Source organism: Streptomyces sp. BoleA5 (assembly GCF_000373665.1).
Taxonomy (GTDB): domain Bacteria; phylum Actinomycetota; class Actinomycetes; order Streptomycetales; family Streptomycetaceae; genus Actinacidiphila.
Window position 1 is genome coordinate 63,191 of sequence record NZ_KB892106.1, and the last position, 15,629, is coordinate 78,819.

Sequence of the window (15,629 nt, forward strand, 5' to 3'; positions counted from 1 at the left end):
GGTCCGTCCCCGTACCGGTCCCATTCAGGCCGCGGAACGCAGATCAGTGCGCAGGCTTCACCCGGCTCTGGCACGCCGCGATCCGCGGATAGCGCGGGGCCAGACGTCGGGCCCTGCGCAGTGCCCGGACCGCGCCCCGGCCGTCACCGGCCGCAGCCAGGGCCGTCGCCAGGGTGCACAGCGCATCGGCCCGCTTCAGCGGCTGCGACCACTGGTGCGTGACTGCCTGCCGGGCATACCCGAGCGCACGGGCGGCGTCGCCGCGCAGCCCGTGGTACAGACCCTGGTACTCCGCGACCCATGGACCCTCCCAGGGCTTGGTTACGGTGGCGAACTCCTGCTCCGCACGGGCCAGGCCCTCCCCAGGAGCGAGCTGCCCCGCCTCGACTGCTCTGAGTAGCCCCAGGGCCAGCAGCAGTCTCAGATACGCCCGGATCTCCTCGTCGAGCGGAGCCGCCGGCTGGTCCTCCAGTAGATCGACCAATCGCAGGTGCTCCGCCTCAGCCGCGAGCAGCCCGGCCCGCACGAGTGTGGTGAGCTCAGGTGGGCAGCCGTCCCGTTCGGCTTCCGCGAGGACTGCCCGTACCGACACCAGATTGCCACGGGCAGCCGCCTCCATCCCCAACGCGGCTCTGACTTGCCAGAATTGGGCGGCCTCCGGGCGCGGTGCCGGGTGCACCAGCCGCCACAACCGGGCGCGGCCGAATGCGGGGTCCACATACGCCAGCTCGGCGATCCCGTAGCCGAGCGTGGCAGTGATCAGTTCCGGCCACCACTGCCCCGGCAGCACCACAAGCCCGGCCAGCCCGACGGGTATCGGCAAAAGCACGTACTCCAGCAGCACCCGTCGTGGCCGTGAGGTGAGATCCCCGGACTCAGGCAACCAGATCTCGGCCTGTACCGATAGCGGATACGCGCAGAAGGCGATGGTGGTCCACCGCCTGAGCACCGCACCCAGCCGCGGGCCGACTCCGAGCTTGAGCAGCGGAACCCGGTCTCCGCGCAGCACATGCCACAGCGGCACCAGCACCTGCACGGGCAGCGAAACCAGATACCAGACCCCCACCCCGGCCAGGCCGTTCACCCACCCCGACCGGAACGTCCCCCAGTGCACCCCCTCCACGGCCAGTACCACCGTCACCCCCGACACCAATCCGTGCACCAGCAGCCCGCCGGGCAACTCGGGTCCGGCTTCCTCGCCATGTACTGCCGCCATACCCACTCCCTCGTCCCACTTGCGGTCGTATGCTGGTCTGCTGCGTTACCGAACCTGTGCGCGAGACAGTCACACGAGGAGGCGTACGGACTGGACCCGACTGGTAGATCCGCGTACAACTGCGACATCAGGGCTTCCTGTGTACCTCGTTGCTTCAACAACTCCGAGATACGCAAGGGGCCCTGTCCGCATGCGCCGACCCGGCCGAGTTCACCCGTCCCAGCCCCCACTTTCGATCAGACCGTACTCACGATCGAAAGAAACACAGCTTCTTAAACGTCAGGCTAAGGCTCTGGTTACTTGGTGTTCCGGCACACCGGGCCGGTCATCTGGGCTGGTAGGTAAAGGGACCGTTCCTGTTCGGTGATGTCTCGGCCAACCGCCCTGCAGATGTTGCGGATGATGCGGGCTGGGCCAGGCAGCGCTGCCTTCCAGAGCCGTACGGTGCCGTCGCCGCTGCCGCTGGCCAGTGTGCGGCCGTTGGGACTGAATGCCAGGGATCGCACGTACCCGGTGTGGCCGATGAACGTGGTTCGCGCATACCCGGTGACGGCGTCCCAGAGCTGTACGGTGCCGTCGTCGTTGCCGGTGGCGAGGGTGGTGCCGTCTGGGCTGAAGGCCACGGTACTCCCTGCCTTCGTGAGGGTTTCCTTGAGTTGCCCGGTGGCTGGGTCCCATAGCCGTACGGTGTCGTCGTTGCTGCCGGTGGCGAGGATGGTGTTGTCGGGGCTGAAAGCGACCGATTCCACGGTGTGTTTTGGCCATCGAGCGGTGGTACCGCTTTTCGGCATGTTCAAGATTGCTGTGGTTCGTCCGGTGGTTGCGTCCAACAGTCGCACCCGTTTGAAATCGGTGGCGGCGAGAGTTGTGCCCCTGGGGCTGAAGACCAACGACATTTCCCCCTTGCGGTTGTTTGGGAAGACCTTCTTCTTCCGTCCGGTGGCGGCATCCCGCAGGATCACGGTGCCGTCGTTGCGGCCGGTGGCGAGAGTGTTGCCGTCCGGGCTGAAAGCCACTACTTGCCCTGCCTTGGCCAACGTCTCCTTCTTCTGCCCGGTGGCCGTATCCCACAGCCGTAGGGTTCCTGCGAAGTCGCTGGTCGCCAGGATGCCGCCGTCAGGGCTGAAGGCCATCGATGCCGGACCAATCTTGTGGCCCGGAAGCACGAAATCGATTTCCCCGGTCACCACATTCCACAGCCGTACAGTGCCGTCACTGCGTGGGTCAGACATGGCGCCGGCGGCGAGGGTGGTGCCGTCGGGGCTGAAAGCCACCAGTTGCTGCTGCATGCCATCCCTGGGCCCGGTGCGGGCGATCTTGGACTGGCGGCTGGCGGCGTCCCAGAGCCGTACGGTGCCGTCGCCGCTGCCAGAGGCGAGGATGCTGCCGTCCGGGCTGAACGCGACCGACGCCACGGCATGGGTGTGGCTGGTGAGGGTGATCTCGGGCTGGCGGCTGGCGGTGTCCCAGAGCCGTACGGTGCCGTCGTCGCTGCCAGAGACCAGAGTGCTGCCGTCCGGGCTGAAGGCCACGGCCCGTACAGGGCGGCTGTGGCCGTTGAGGCTTGCCTCAGCGCGCCCGGTGGCCGCATCCCACAGGCGCACGGCCCCTGAATTGCTGCCTGTTGCAACTATGCGCCCGTCGGGGCTGAACGCCACTGACTGCAGGGAGTCCGTGGAGTCGGTGGTGAGCGTGGTCCGGACTCGGCCGGTGACCAGGTTCGACAGGAAGATCTTGTGGTTGTGCTGGCCAGTGGCCACGGTACGGCCGTCCGGGCTGAAAGCCACCAGCATTTCGTTGCTTGAGGGAGCAGCAAGAGTGGTCGTGACGCGACTGGTAGCTACGTCCCACACATGTCCTGTGCTGCTGACAGCCATGGCCCGCCCGTGAACGAAGCCCACGGCCTCCAAGCGGCCGTCTGATATGGAGGGTCTCCCCTCAGCACGGCTGGCTGCGACGTCCCATACCCGTACACCTTTATGCCCTGCGGTTACCAGACGATTTCCGTTGCGGCTGAAAGCCATCGACCACACCGCATTGTTGACGCTGGTCAAGGTGGCCTGCTTCCGGCCAGTAGTGGTGTCCCACAGCCGTACGGTGTCCTTGCCGAAGGAGTCATCGCTGCCGGCGGTGGCGATGGTTTTGCCGTCGGGACTGAAGACAACCGAGTGACCTGTCTCGGAGTGGGCGGCGATGCGCTGCTTGAGCGGCACACCAGCGGCGGCGTAGAGGCTGATGGCTGCCTCGCGAGTGGGGCTGGTGCGGTAGGCCTGCACGGCCAGCAGCGAGGCGAGATCTGAGTCGCTGCCGAGCAGGGCGGTGGACTGCGCGGCAAGTTGGCGGGAGAGCCCCTCGCGCTGGGCCGTGACGGCCGACTGTCGCTGGTCGTACGCGAGCCCGGCAGCGGTGAGGGCCATGACCAGCAGGCCGGCCAGGGAAACGACCAGGGTGCGTAGACGGCGGGTTCTGCGGGTGGCAACGGCGCGCTCTTCGTCCCGGGCGTTGATGCTGGCGGTGAGGAACGCGTGCTCCAGTGGGGTGAGGTGGTCCTGCTGTTCGCCGGCGAAGGCGTCTTCGGCGGTGGCGAGGCGGGTGCCTCGGTAGAGGGCTCCGGGGTCGCGATCGAGTTCGTCCCAGCCCCTGGCGGCTTCGGATAAGCGGCGGTGACTGCGCAGGAGTTCGCGGCTGGCGTCGATCCAGTCGCGCAGGCGTGGCCAGGCGGTGATGAGGGCTTCATGGGCGAGGTCGACCGTGTCGTTGTCGAGGGTGATCAGGCGGGCGCGGGCCAGTTGCTCGAGGACGAGATCGGTGTCTTCGATACCAGTGGGGTTGAGTTCGGTGTGCGGTGCGGGGCGGCGGGTGTCCTGGGCTCCTTCACCGGGGGTGATCAGCCGAAGCAGCAGGCGGCGGGCCTGGGCGGCCTGCTCGGGGCCGAGGCGGGTGTAGACCTGCTCGGCGGTGCCGGCGATGGCGCCGTGGATGCCGCCGACGGCTTCGTAGCCTTTGAGGGTCAAGGTCTTGCCGCGGCGGCGGCGCCAGGTCTCCAGCAGAGCGTGGGACATCAACGGCAGACCGCCGGGCTCGTCCGCCACCTCGTCGATGATCCTCGAGGTGAGCGTCCGCTCGAGGATCAGGCCCTGGGCGGCGGCCGGTTTGACGATCGCCTCACGCAGCTCTTCCCGGCTCATCGGCGTGACAAGCAAGTTGGCGTCCTGCAGCGCATGGGCGAGGCCGCGGTGTTCACCGCAGCGGCCGTAGAAATCCGCCCGGACCGCGACCACTACCCGCAAACGGCTGTTGCTGCCCAGTGCGGTGAGCAACTGGTCGATGAACCTGACGCGCTCCCCGGCGTTGTGGCAGAGAGTGAAGACTTCTTCGAACTGATCGACCAGTACCCAGGTCTCCCTGTCTCCCTCCGCGGGAGCGAGAGCGAGGGCGTGGGTGGTGGCGGGCCGTTCACCGGGGGTGAGGATCCGGATGGTCGCCGGACGCGCCGTCGTTGAAGCCTCCTGCTGCAGTGCGGGGATGAGCCCGGCCCGCAGCAGGGAGGACTTCCCGCTGCCGGACGTGCCGACCAAGCCTGTGAAACGGTGCGCCCCGGCTAACTGGGCCAGGTCGGCGATCAGGCGGTCCCGGCCGAAGAATTGGTCGCGGTCACCGGGCTCGAAGCGAGCCAGACCCAGATACGGGGCCCGCGACCCGTCATCAACGGGTGGCTGCTCCTGCTCTTCCTGCGCTGCCAGGCGCCAGCGCCGCTCCCACTCCTCAGCGTCCCCGCCGCAGGCGACCACATACGCCAGTACCACGGGCAGCGAGGGCAGCCGCTCGCCGGCGGCGGCCTCGGACAAGGTGGGGGCCGTGTATCCGGCCCGCTTGGCCATGGCCCGGTAGGTCGGCCTGCCGGCCTCCTGGCGCAGCACGCGCAGCTGATGGGCGAAACGCTGGATGGGTCCGCCCCCGGGATCCAGCGGACTCTCAGGACGGCCCACTTGTCTCACCTCTCCTGTACCGATGATGACGTCGCCTTGATGGCGGACGAAAATGCCGACACACTCCCGGCACCGGTCAGCCGATGTGTCCGCAGCCCCCGCCGTTCACCCGCTGCGCCTCCCTGCTCCCATCGCTGTGACCGTTCCGCTTGCCTCCCCTGTGAAGGGGACCACCGTGCAGTATCCCGGCGCGCTGCACTAGACAACGGCCAGCCGAACCAGATCTCACTCCAGCCATGGTGCGGGTGCCTCACGTTCCCTCCCCCGTGGGGAATGTGAGGCACCCGCCCTCGGACGGCAACAACATGCCGCTGGCGCCCACCGAGCCGCGCTGCTGGCCCGGCCGACTGGGTGTGTGCCACCGATTCCACCGTGCCCAAAGTTGATTGGCAGCCACTTTCAACGCGTCCATCAATGGCGAACCCGCGGGTGGGACGGCCCATGTTGCTCTGGACGAGATCTGACGGGCTGGATCGACGGTCGGCAACGAGGGAGAGGAGGCCCGTCTTCCCAGGTCACCGGCGAATCGGTTGATGGTCGTGGAAGAGCGGGCTGTCAATCAATCGCGCAGCCCTTGGAATTGTCGGCAGGCACCCAACAGTCACGGATTGAGATCGCGCCGTAGGCATCGGGTGGCCTGGCCGTGTGTTCCCCGTCCATGGCTACGGCAAGACCGTGGCTAACCCATGACAGCAACAAATTTAGAAAAGGTTGGTGAGAATGAGTGTCAAGCGTGTACTTCAGTGCATGGCTGGTGTGCTAGTCGGCTTGCTGTTCGCCGTCTGCGCTACGACGTCCGCCCAAGCTGCTGCACTGGCTCCCAAGGCAGGTGCTGGCCACACGGCGGAGGCGGGCTCCATCCTGAGGGCGCCGGCCGCCCCCAGCTTTGCGTCGCGCATGGCCGCCGCCACAACCGCCGTTTCTCCAACGATCGAGCCGGCCGTCGGATATGCTCATGTGCAGCCGGGTGGTCTCTTCCGCTGCTCCTCTGGAGACTTCTGCCCTCTCGTCTGGGATCCCACGACGTCCAGCTGGAAACTCTTCTATATGTACCAGTGCCTCTGGTATGACGTGCACAACTGGCTCGGCGGGGGCAATTACGTCAACAACCAGACCGGTGGCTCCAAAACGGTCACGACGTTCTATGGCTCCTTGGGCTTCGTCCAAAAGCAGTTTACGGCCGAAAATGCCGGTAACACTCTGTACTACCAGGACTGGGACCCGGTCTACAGCATCACGCCCTGCTAGCCTCGATCTTGCATGAGGGTCCGTCAGCGATGTGCTTGAGAGCTGCGCCCTGAGCTCGGTCGTAGTGCAAGGGGAAGACGGAGGGGGCTGACCGGCGAGCGCCGGTCAGCCCCCTCCGTGCTGTTGCGGTCAGTCCTGGGTCTTCCAGCCCCGGATCTCCAGGTGAGTCAGCTGGGAGCCGGGCTTGAGGCGACCGGTCTCCACCAGCCAGCCGACGATGGCGGCCGTGACGTCACCGCCGGCGCGGTCGACTCGGCTCTTGAACTCCTGGGCGTCGAATCCTCCTGGGCCCTGGCCGGCGCCCAGGCTTTTGCCGTAGGCGCGTTCCTCGCTGCCGTCGCGGCGTTGGACGACATTGCGGCGCAGGCCGGGTGAGTCGTCGCGGCGGCCGGCGTCCATGGTGAAGGCGCCCTTGCGGGCCCGGACGGTGAAGGCGAGGTTCCCTCCGACGGCTGCGGTGTGGGCGATCACCTTGGCCAGGCGGGATCCGCCGGAAGCCAGGTGCTGCTTTCCGGCCCGGGCCATGGCGGAGTGTCCCGGGGTCTCGGTGATGTCCTTGGTTCGCACGCGCGCTTTGCCGCCGACGCGTTCGCCGGGCAGCGGGCGGGCGGTACGACGGGTGATGTCGCGACCGGCAATCGCCTTGAGCTGCTGGACGTCCGTGACGCCGTCGGCCTGCACGGACTGGACGACGTGCCGCAACGCGGTCTCGAAGGAGGCGCCCTTGCCCTTGGTGAAGAACTGACTCACCAGCGAGCTATCCCGGCCGATGATGTCGGCAACGTCCTTTTTGCTGAGGCCCGGCGTCCATCAGCTCCTGGGTGAGGCGTGCGGCCTCGTTCTGCTGGGGCGCGCCCCGGCGACCGCCACCGCGGCCGCCGGTTCCCCTGCGCCTGCGAGGTGTCACCGGGTCCCCTCAGCCTGCGCCTTGACCAGGTACTCACGGCCGGTGTCCCTCAGCGACATCAGCTCGGTGAGGTTGGTCGGCGCCGCAACTGGGCCGGGCAGGTGGCCCTTGAGGAGGTAGTCGCCGGGCTGCTCGTGGTACGGCCAGTCGACCTCGGCGGTGGTGTAGATGGCGTCGGTCCGGAAGGCCACGATGCTGCCGGGCGGCAGGTGCAGGGCACCGACCGAGACGTTGTCCTCACGCATCTTCGTGGACAGCAACGCCGCGCGCGCACCGGACCACACCCCGGCCGCCCACTCCGGGTGGGCGTAGGGGTCGGAGGAGTACGTCGCACGTCGCCAGGTGATGGTCTCCCCGTCAGTGGCGATGATCTCCGCGCCGGTCGGAACCTTCTGCGGTTCATGGACCGAGACGGTGCCGGTGGTGGTGCGAGGGCGCTGAGCGAACGCGCCGACACCGTAAAGCAGGATCGCCCGCACGCCGCGCGAGGCGAGATGGCAGGCCAGGCGCTGGTGGTCGTCTCCGTGAAGCGAAGCAATGGCGCGCAGCCGCTGCCAGGCCGTCTTGAGCTTGTCGGCCCAGTCCCGCAGCGGGGACCCGGACTCCCACACCAGGCCGTCGAGGATCTCGATCCGCCACGGCGCAAGGTGGTTGCGCAACGCGAGGTTCACCTCCGCTCCCCCGGCCCAGGTCACGAAACTCCTTCCGGGCTCGTTCGGGTAGGCCCATGCCGCGTCGCCGGTAACGGGCGCCGGCACCAGACCGATATGGCGCCAGCCTTCGGGCACGGTCACCCGGATCTGCCAGTGCGACGGCTTGTACAGGGCGCTGATCTGTTCCTTCTCCGACCACGAGCGGAAGGTGGCGGCGCTGACCCGCTGCGGGGCGCCCACTCCCCCGGTCCAGGTGTGCTTCGCGTAGGCGAAGGTGCGGTCCAGCTCCACCAGGCGGGGCAGCTGCTCTGGTACGCGGGGCGGGGTGATGAGTTCGGTGCGGCCCTGCCCGGCGGTGGCGTGGAGCAGTGCACGGATTTCGGTCGACATCACCGGATAGCCGTCAGCCCACCTGGCGCCGGTCTTCGTGGGGATGGTCCGCGACCACAGGTCACGTCCGGTACGGGCCGGGTTTCCGAGCAGCACCACGTCCGGCCACTGCTCGTGCAGGGCTTTCCACAGCTGCACGAACGCGTCGCGGACGACGGCCGGATCGGCGCCTTCGGCATCGAACCAGGTCCCGATCGGGCAGATCTCCAGATGCCGCCCGCCCTGCTGCCACCGGCCGACCGGCAGCCGCTCGTGCACGTAGTGACCGGCGAGCTTGTCTTTCGCCTTCGCCTGTCCCCCACCGGACGCCTCGCTCCATCCGGGCGTGGGCGCGGTCAGCCAGGCCACGACCGCGTCCGTCAGGTGCGGGTAGCGGTCCGCGTCCCGGTGCCACGGGTCGCCCGCGGTGATGTAGACCCGTTCCACCGACTCCGGCAGCACCGAAGAGAGCGCGGCCAGGAGGTCAGCGGCGCTCCGTGAGCCGAGGTCGATCCGAGTGGAGTTGGACTTGTGGACCAGCATGCCGCTCTTGGCGTCCAAGAAGGCGGTGTCCCAGGAGTTCTGGGTGAACTTCGGGCGCTGCGAGACCACGCGCGGCTGGACGGCTGCCCAGGCGTCGCCTCGCTCGCCGGGCGGGATGGACGGCAGTTCCCGGTCCGTACCCGGCGCTTGAGCTGGGAACGTGCCCTGTTCGGCAGGCGCGGGCTCCGGTGCGGGCGCCGACGCTGCCGGCACGTCCTCGGCCACTGCGGGTGCGGCCGCTGCGAGGGCATCGCCTTCCTCGGCAGGCTGGAGGGCAGGGGCGACCGCGCCAGGCGACTGCTCGGCGGGCTGTACCGGCGCGGGCTGCTCAGCCGGTGCGGCCGGTGAGCCGGCCGGAGCGAGGGCGGGCACCAGGAACACGATGTCGCTGATCGTCAAGCCTGCTGCCGGGGCCATCCGATCGGCCTTGGCCTTGTCGTGGCCGCCCAGCGCGACGATCTGCGCGTCCCGCTTCTTCTGCAGCTTCTCCAGCTCACGCAGGAGCGGTGCGAGCTCCCGCTCCACATCGCGGAGCTCGTCGCGTGTCGCGCGCAGCTCCAGTGAGGCCCCTCTTGTAGGCCTCGCCACCCATCTTTACGCTCACTCTCGCCCCTCCCCCGCATGCGTGGACTCCCACGGGCTTTCCGCGTCCGGCAAATGCTGGCTGATGTACTTCCGGACGGCCGGTCCGGGAGTACCCAGCACCCGGCTGATCGCGTCGGGGAGGCGTCCGGGGCGGGCGGGGCGACCTGCCGGGTCGCCGTCGGAACGGCCGGCGGGGCGACCGCGGCCTGCGGCGCGCGGGAGTGCGGGAGCGCAGCCACGACGGTGTCGTCGGGCGGCGGTGCGACGTCGCACGCGGCTGCACCCAAAGCAGCCAGGAGGAGGAACAGGAGAGCGGGGATGCCCCGGGCATGTGTCACCGCTCGCACGATAGGCAGCCGATCGTCTCCGCACGAGGCCCCGGGGAATCCGGTCGGGCGTTCTTCATCGGGCGTTCGCCGCTCCCGGGACCAGGCCTATTGCCCCGTCGGGGCGGTCTCGGCCGAGCGCCGGCTCGCGGATCATCGCGTGCCGAAGAAGTCCAGATACGCGTCCGCCAGGCGCGCGGGTTGCTCCAAGGCGATGTTGTGGCCGGTGTCGCTGATCACCACGCTGCGCACGTCCGTCGCGACCTGACCCATATGCCGTCCAACTTCGTCGCCGAAATAGGCCTGCGCGCCGACGGCGAGCACCGGGCAGGTGATCGGGTCGTCGTAGTGGGGCTGGTTCTGCTGCGCGTCGAGCTGCGTGGACCGGTACAGCGCGAGGATCGCGTGGGTGGCGCCCGGCTGCGTGACCCAGCCGATCAGCTCTTCCAGGCAGGCATCGGACAAGGCCGCGGGGTTCCACATCGTGTGCTTCATGAAGTAGGTCCAGAAGACGCGTTCTTTCCCCGCGAGCAGGAACTCCGGGTAGTGCGGCAGACCGAAGAAGGCCCGGTGCCAGTTGTTCCGGGGGTCGTCGGGTTGTTCCGGCAGGTCGGACGCCGCGACCGGGCGGCCCGGGAGGCGGGTCTCCTGGAAGACCAGCTGCCTGACCCGTGCGCGGTGGAACGCGGCCGTCGCGTAGGCGATGTTGGCTCCCCAGTCCTCGCCCACCACGCGGAACGAGTCGAAGCCGAGGTCGATCGCGAGCTCGGCGACGTCGGCGGCCATCGTCCGGGTGTCGTATCCCCCGACGGGCCGGTCGGAATCGCCGAAGCCGCGGATGTCGACGGCCACCACCGTGTGATGGGGTGTCAGGAACGGGATGAGGCTGCGCCAGTAGAACATCGTCTTGGGGACGCCGTGCAGGAGGATCACCGGTTCACCAGCCCCGCCGATCGCATGGTGCAGGGTGACGCCGTTGACCGACGTGCGGCCGTGTATCAGCGCTTCACCTCGGTGGTCCGTCAGGGCGGAGCCGGTGGGCAGCATGGTCTGGTCTCCTCATCGGGGTGGGGCGGGACTTGGTCCGGTTGCCGGTCGCGTGATGGCGGGCACGAAGGGTCGGCTGCCGGCTTGCCCGTTCCGCGCGAAGCCGCAGTCCGGCGGGCGGCGGATGGCCGGCGCCGGGTGCCGCGCACGGGGCATCGCCCTCTCCTCGCTCCGGGCACGCCCGGAGGGGACTTCACCACGAAGCAACCCGGCTTCGCACCGGGGCCGATCCCCAGCCGTGCCGATCGACCGGGCCGTTCCGGGACAGGGGTCTTTCCCCGATGCGAACGGACCGGGCCCGGTGGTGTCCTGCAGGTCGTGCCCGTGATCGCGGGGAAGTCCGCTGATATCGATGTCCATGACCGCGCCCCAGGCCCGGCCGGAGAGACGCCCGCCGCGATCGCCCGATCTTGAAAGGCCGGTCATGAAGAGCACATTCTGGGATGCCGCCGCGAACCGCCGGTCCCTGCTGCGCACGGCCGCCGCGCTGCCCGCAGCCGCCGCCCTGGCCGGCGGGGCCTTGGGCGGCACGGCGGCCGCCGCGGCCGAAGCACCCGGGCTTCCTGATTTCGCGCCCGTCCCGCCCGCCGCGACCGGGCCGAAACTCAACGACGCGGGTTACTTCGTGGGCCGGATCGACGGCCACCTCTACTGGGTGACCGACGGCTTCTACCAGGCGATGTTCCTCAGTACCCGGGAAGGCGTCGTCCTGGTCGACGCCCCGCCGACCATCGGCCACAACCTGCTGCGGGCGATCGCGGAGGTGACGCGGGCCAACGGCCGTCCAGCAACGGTGACCCACCTCGTCCACTCGCACTCGCACGCCGACCACGTGGGTGCCTCGTCGATCTTCGGCAAGGACGTCGTGCGCATCGGACACGCCGAGTGCCGGCGCCTGCTGCTGCGCGCCGCCGACCCGAACCGCCCGGCGCCGACCGTCACCTTCGAGGACCGCTACACGCTGCACGTCGGCGGTGAGCGTCTGGAATTGGCCTACCACGGCCCCAACCACTCCCCGGACAACATCTTCATCCACGCGCCTGAGCACGGGACGCTGATGGTCGTCGACATCCTGTACCCGGGCTGGGTGCCGTTCAAGAACCTGGCGGTCTCCCAGGACATCCCGGCCTGGCTGCGGGCGCAGGACATCGCCATGGGGTACCCGTGGCGGACCCTGGTCGGCGGCCACCTCGGCCGGCTCGGTGTGCGCGCGGACGGCGACCTCCAGCGCGCCTACATGGCCGACCTCGAAGCCTCCACCCGGGCTGCCATGAACCTGGACCCCACGCCCTACTTCGACAAGTACGGTCCGCAGGGCAACTCGTGGGCGATCTTCAAGACCTATCTCGACGCGGTGGCGGCGCAGGCCGCCGCACCGGTCACCGCGAAGTACACCGGGCTCCTCGCGGCCGCGGACGTGTTCACGCTCGACAACGCGGCGGCCCTGGTCGAGTCCTTCCGCATCGACGCCGGGACGCTGGGCCCGTTCGGCACCCGCCCCTGACGCCAGCTCCTGACCTCCTCTCCTGATCCTCCGCCCGGTCCCCACCGGACCCGCTCACCCATCGATTCCGCTCGCGAGAAAGGCCCGACGGCCATGACCAGCCCGACACCCGTCCTCTTCATCCACGGCCTGTGGCTGCACAGCACGTCCTGGCAGCCGTGGATCGGCCTGTTCGGCGACGAGGGCTACGCCCCGTCCGCGCCCGGCTGGCCCGGCGACCCCGACACCGTGGAGGAGGCGCGGCAGAACCCCGAGAGCATTGCCGACCACGGCATCGACGACGTCGTCGAGCACTACGCGTCGATCATCCGCGGTATGGACACGCTGCCCATCCTCATCGGCCACTCCTTCGGCGGCATGATCGCGCAGAAGCTGCTCGGCCAGGACCTGGCCGCGGCCGCGGTGGCGATCGACGCGGCGCAGATCAAGGGGGTCCTACCGCTGCCGCTGTCGGCGCTGCGGTCGACGCTGCCGGTGTTCAAGAACCCTGCGAACAAGCACCGCGCGGTGTCCCTGACCGCGGAGCAGTTCCGCTTCGCGTTCGGCAACGCCGTGAGCGAGGAGGAGTCGGACGCCCTGTTCACGCAGTGGACCATTCCCGCGCCGGGCAAGCCGCTGTTCGAGGCCGCCGCGGCGAACTTCAACCCGCATTCGCCGGCCAAGGTCGACACCGAGAACTCCGGGCGCGGCCCGCTGCTGCTGATGTCCGGCGGCAAGGACCACACCGTCCCGGAGGCCGTCACCCGCGCGACGCTCAAGCAGTACCGGCACTCCGAGGCGGTCACCGACTTCATGACCTTCCCCGACCGCGGGCACTCGTTGACCATCGACAGCGGCTGGCGCGAGGTCGCGGACGAGGCGCTGGCCTGGCTGCGGCGGCAGGGCTTGGCGGCGTCGCGGTGACCGCTGCTTCGCACGACCTCGGCCTCGAGGGGCAGCGCGCGGTGGTCACGGGCGCCGGCCGGGGCATCGGCCTGGCGATCACGCAGGGCCTGCTCCGGGCCGGGGCCCGGGTCGTCGCCGGGACCAGGAAACGCACGGAGGAACTCGACGACCTGATCGAGCAGGGGGCGGAGCTCACCGTCTTCGAGGTCGACCTCGCCACTGCCGACGGCCCGGGAGCGCTGGTGGCCGCCGCCGTGGAACGGCACGACGGACTCGATGTCCTGGTGAACAACGTCGGCGCGGTGCGGCCGCGGGTCGAGGGCTTCCTGGCCATGACCGACGCCGACTGGGACTGGACGTTCACGGTCAACCTCATGGCCGCGGTGCGCACCACCCGCAGCGCGCTGCCGCATCTCCTCGACACCGGGGACGGCCGGATCGTCACCGTCTCCTCGGTCAACGCCCGGCTTCCCGATCCGCTGGTCATCGACTACAGCGCCGCCAAGGCCGCCCTGTCCAACTTCTGCAAGGCGCTGTCGAAGCAGGTGGGTCCGCAGGGCGTGCGGGTCAACTCGGTGAGCCCGGGGCCAGTCGAGACCGCGCTGTGGCGGGGCGCGGACGGGGTGGCCGCGACCGTCGGCGCGAGCCTGGGCCTGGATCCGCACGCCGTCGCCGACACCGCCGCGGCCGCGGCGGTCACCGGCCGGTTCACCCTGCCCTCCGAAGTGGCCGACCTGGTCGTGTTCCTGGCCGGCCGGCGGTCGGGCAACGTCACCGGCGCCGACTTCCTCATCGACGGCGGCATGACCGACACCCTCTGATCACGGAGGGAACGATTACTGATCCTGGAGCCCGAGTGAGATTCCACCTGCCCGGAAACCCGCGCCGAAACCGCCGCCTGCTCGGCACGGCCCTCGCCGTGGCCGTCGCCCTGGGGGTGACCACGTTCACCACGAACGCGGCCCCCGCGTCGGCCTCGTCCGCCGGCGAGCGGTTGCCCGCGGGGTTCAGCGAGCACAAGACCCGCGTCGCCGGTATCGGCCTGCACTACGTCATCGGCGGCCACGGGCCGACGTTGCTGCTCCTGCACGGCTACCCGCAGACCTGGTACGAGTGGCACGGCATCATGCCCGACCTCGCCGCGCACTACACGGTGATCGCCCCCGATCTGCCCGGCGCCGGGCAGAGCGACGCCCCGCCCTCCGGCTACGACAAGAAGACGATGGCCGCCGAGCTGCATGCGCTCCTGGTGTCGCTCGGCAGGGGCGGTGACGTGCGGATCGTCGGCCACGACATCGGCACGATGGTCGCCTACTCCTACGCCGCGCAGTACCCGGCGACGGTGAAGAAGCTGGTCCTCAGCGAGGCGCCGATCCCGGACGAGAGCATCTACTCGATCCCCTCGCTGACCAAACAGGGGCCCGGAGTCTGGAACTTCGGGTTCTTCAACCTGACCAACGGCCTGCCGGAGAACATGATCAGGGGCCGGGAGGTCGCCTGGACCGCCGGCTTCATCGGCGGGTTCGAGGGCGTCCAGGGAGCGGTGAGCCCGGCCGACATCCGGGTGTTCGCGCACTACCTGCGCGACACCGCCCACCTCAAGGCGAGCCTCGCCTGGTTCCGGGTGTTCCCCCAGGACATCCGCGACAACGTGGAGTTCGCGAAGACCCCGCTGCGGATGCCCGTGCTCGCCATCGGCGCCTCCGGCAGCCTCGGCGACGCCGAGGGCGAACAGGCCGCGAAGTACGCCTCCGACGTCACCGGAGTGACCATCGCGAACTCCGGCCACTGGATCTACGAAGAACACCCCGAGGAACTGACCGCCATGCTGCTCGGCTTCCTCGGCCGTCCCGCCACGCCTCTGGAGAAGCGATCGTGATCAAGAATTTCCCCGGCTTCGAAGCCACCTCCGACACCGAGCCATTCTGGTTCCTCGGCGGGCAGGCCAGGATCCTGCTCCCGGGCCGGGCGACCGGCGACGCGATGAGCGTGATGGAGTTTTCCGACCCGATAGGCCAGGCGCCGCCGCACCACGTGCACGAGAACGAGGAAGAGCTCTGGTTCGTGCTGGACGGCGAGGTGTCCTTCTTTGTCGGTGACAAGCGCCACGACCTGACCCCCGGACAGGTCGCCTTCGGCCCACGCGGCGTGCCGCACAGCTACCTGGTCCGTTCCGAGGGCGCACGGCTCGCCGTCGTCTTCAGCCCGGCCGGCATCGAGGAGTGGTTCAGGGCCAACGGTGTCCCGGTGACCGACGCCAGGGATATTCCGCCTGCCTTCGACCTGGCGTCGATCGTGGGCTCAGCCGAGGCCTTCAAGCTGCGGGTCACCGGGCCGCCGCCCACGCTGTGATGCGC

11 protein-coding genes are annotated in these 15,629 nt (G+C 69.2%); 6 read left to right on the forward strand and 5 right to left on the reverse strand.

Annotated features, from left to right (window positions below; all coding sequences use genetic code 11):
- Window positions 1–43: 43 nt before the first annotated feature.
- Both B085_RS0120790 and B085_RS0120795 read right to left on the reverse strand, forming a co-directional pair.
- Window positions 44–1,216, reverse strand: coding sequence for a hypothetical protein (locus B085_RS0120790; protein ID WP_018560507.1), 1,173 nt, complete (start codon window positions 1,214–1,216; stop codon window positions 44–46).
- Between the two features lie 296 nt (window positions 1,217–1,512).
- Entirely contained in the window at window positions 1,513–5,214 is a 3,702-nt protein-coding gene (locus tag B085_RS0120795; RefSeq protein ID WP_324603875.1) for a helix-turn-helix domain-containing protein, read from the reverse strand.
- A 711-nt stretch (window positions 5,215–5,925) separates the two neighbouring features.
- Between B085_RS0120795 and B085_RS45750 the strand changes: the two genes are divergently transcribed.
- Complete coding sequence (locus tag B085_RS45750; protein ID WP_158689788.1) at window positions 5,926–6,453, forward strand: hypothetical protein; 528 nt, start codon at window positions 5,926–5,928, stop codon at window positions 6,451–6,453.
- A 129-nt stretch (window positions 6,454–6,582) separates the two neighbouring features.
- Here the strand turns inward: B085_RS45750 and B085_RS0120805 are convergent, their stop codons facing one another.
- From B085_RS0120805 to B085_RS0120815, 3 genes are all read right to left on the reverse strand, one after another.
- Entirely contained in the window at window positions 6,583–7,203 is a 621-nt protein-coding gene (locus tag B085_RS0120805; protein ID WP_018560510.1) for a hypothetical protein, read from the reverse strand.
- A 153-nt stretch (window positions 7,204–7,356) separates the two neighbouring features.
- Window positions 7,357–9,450: a hypothetical protein gene (locus B085_RS0120810; RefSeq protein WP_018560511.1), complete on the reverse strand. Its 2,094-nt coding sequence runs from the start codon at window positions 9,448–9,450 to the stop codon at window positions 7,357–7,359.
- A 539-nt stretch (window positions 9,451–9,989) separates the two neighbouring features.
- Window positions 9,990–10,883 (reverse strand): alpha/beta fold hydrolase, encoded by an 894-nt coding sequence (locus B085_RS0120815; RefSeq protein ID WP_018560512.1) that lies wholly within the window; start codon window positions 10,881–10,883, stop codon window positions 9,990–9,992.
- 424 nt (window positions 10,884–11,307) lie between these two features.
- On the opposite strand from B085_RS0120815, the gene B085_RS0120820 reads away from it, so the two are divergent.
- From B085_RS0120820 to B085_RS0120840, 5 genes are all read left to right on the forward strand, one after another.
- A complete protein-coding gene (locus tag B085_RS0120820; RefSeq protein WP_018560513.1) occupies window positions 11,308–12,387 on the forward strand; it encodes an MBL fold metallo-hydrolase in 1,080 nt (359 codons plus the stop codon).
- A 93-nt stretch (window positions 12,388–12,480) separates the two neighbouring features.
- The gene (locus tag B085_RS0120825) at window positions 12,481–13,290 is read left to right on the forward strand and encodes an alpha/beta hydrolase (protein WP_018560514.1); all 810 of its coding nucleotides are present in this window, start codon (window positions 12,481–12,483) and stop codon (window positions 13,288–13,290) included.
- On the forward strand, window positions 13,287–14,093 hold the full coding sequence (locus B085_RS0120830) for an SDR family NAD(P)-dependent oxidoreductase (RefSeq protein WP_018560515.1): 807 nt from the start codon (window positions 13,287–13,289) through the stop codon (window positions 14,091–14,093). Before B085_RS0120825 ends, B085_RS0120830 begins: the two co-directional genes overlap by 4 nt.
- A gap of 35 nt (window positions 14,094–14,128) precedes the next feature.
- On the forward strand, window positions 14,129–15,151 hold the full coding sequence (locus tag B085_RS0120835) for an alpha/beta fold hydrolase (RefSeq protein WP_018560516.1): 1,023 nt from the start codon (window positions 14,129–14,131) through the stop codon (window positions 15,149–15,151).
- Window positions 15,148–15,624: a cupin domain-containing protein gene (locus B085_RS0120840; protein ID WP_018560517.1), complete on the forward strand. Its 477-nt coding sequence runs from the start codon at window positions 15,148–15,150 to the stop codon at window positions 15,622–15,624. Before B085_RS0120835 ends, B085_RS0120840 begins: the two co-directional genes overlap by 4 nt.
- Window positions 15,625–15,629: the final 5 nt, after the last annotated feature.

Bases quoted from the DNA above. Each gene is read 5' to 3' on its own strand.
- B085_RS45750 (WP_158689788.1), top strand. From the start codon at position 5,926: ATGAGTGTCAAGCGTGTACTTCAGTGCATGGCTGGTGTGCTAGTCGGC.
- B085_RS0120820 (WP_018560513.1), top strand. From the start codon at position 11,308: ATGAAGAGCACATTCTGGGATGCCGCCGCGAACCGCCGGTCCCTGCTG.
- B085_RS0120790 (WP_018560507.1), bottom strand. From the start codon at position 1,216: ATGGCGGCAGTACATGGCGAGGAAGCCGGACCCGAGTTGCCCGGCGGG.
- B085_RS0120825 (WP_018560514.1), top strand. From the start codon at position 12,481: ATGACCAGCCCGACACCCGTCCTCTTCATCCACGGCCTGTGGCTGCAC.
- B085_RS0120815 (WP_018560512.1), bottom strand. From the start codon at position 10,883: ATGCTGCCCACCGGCTCCGCCCTGACGGACCACCGAGGTGAAGCGCTG.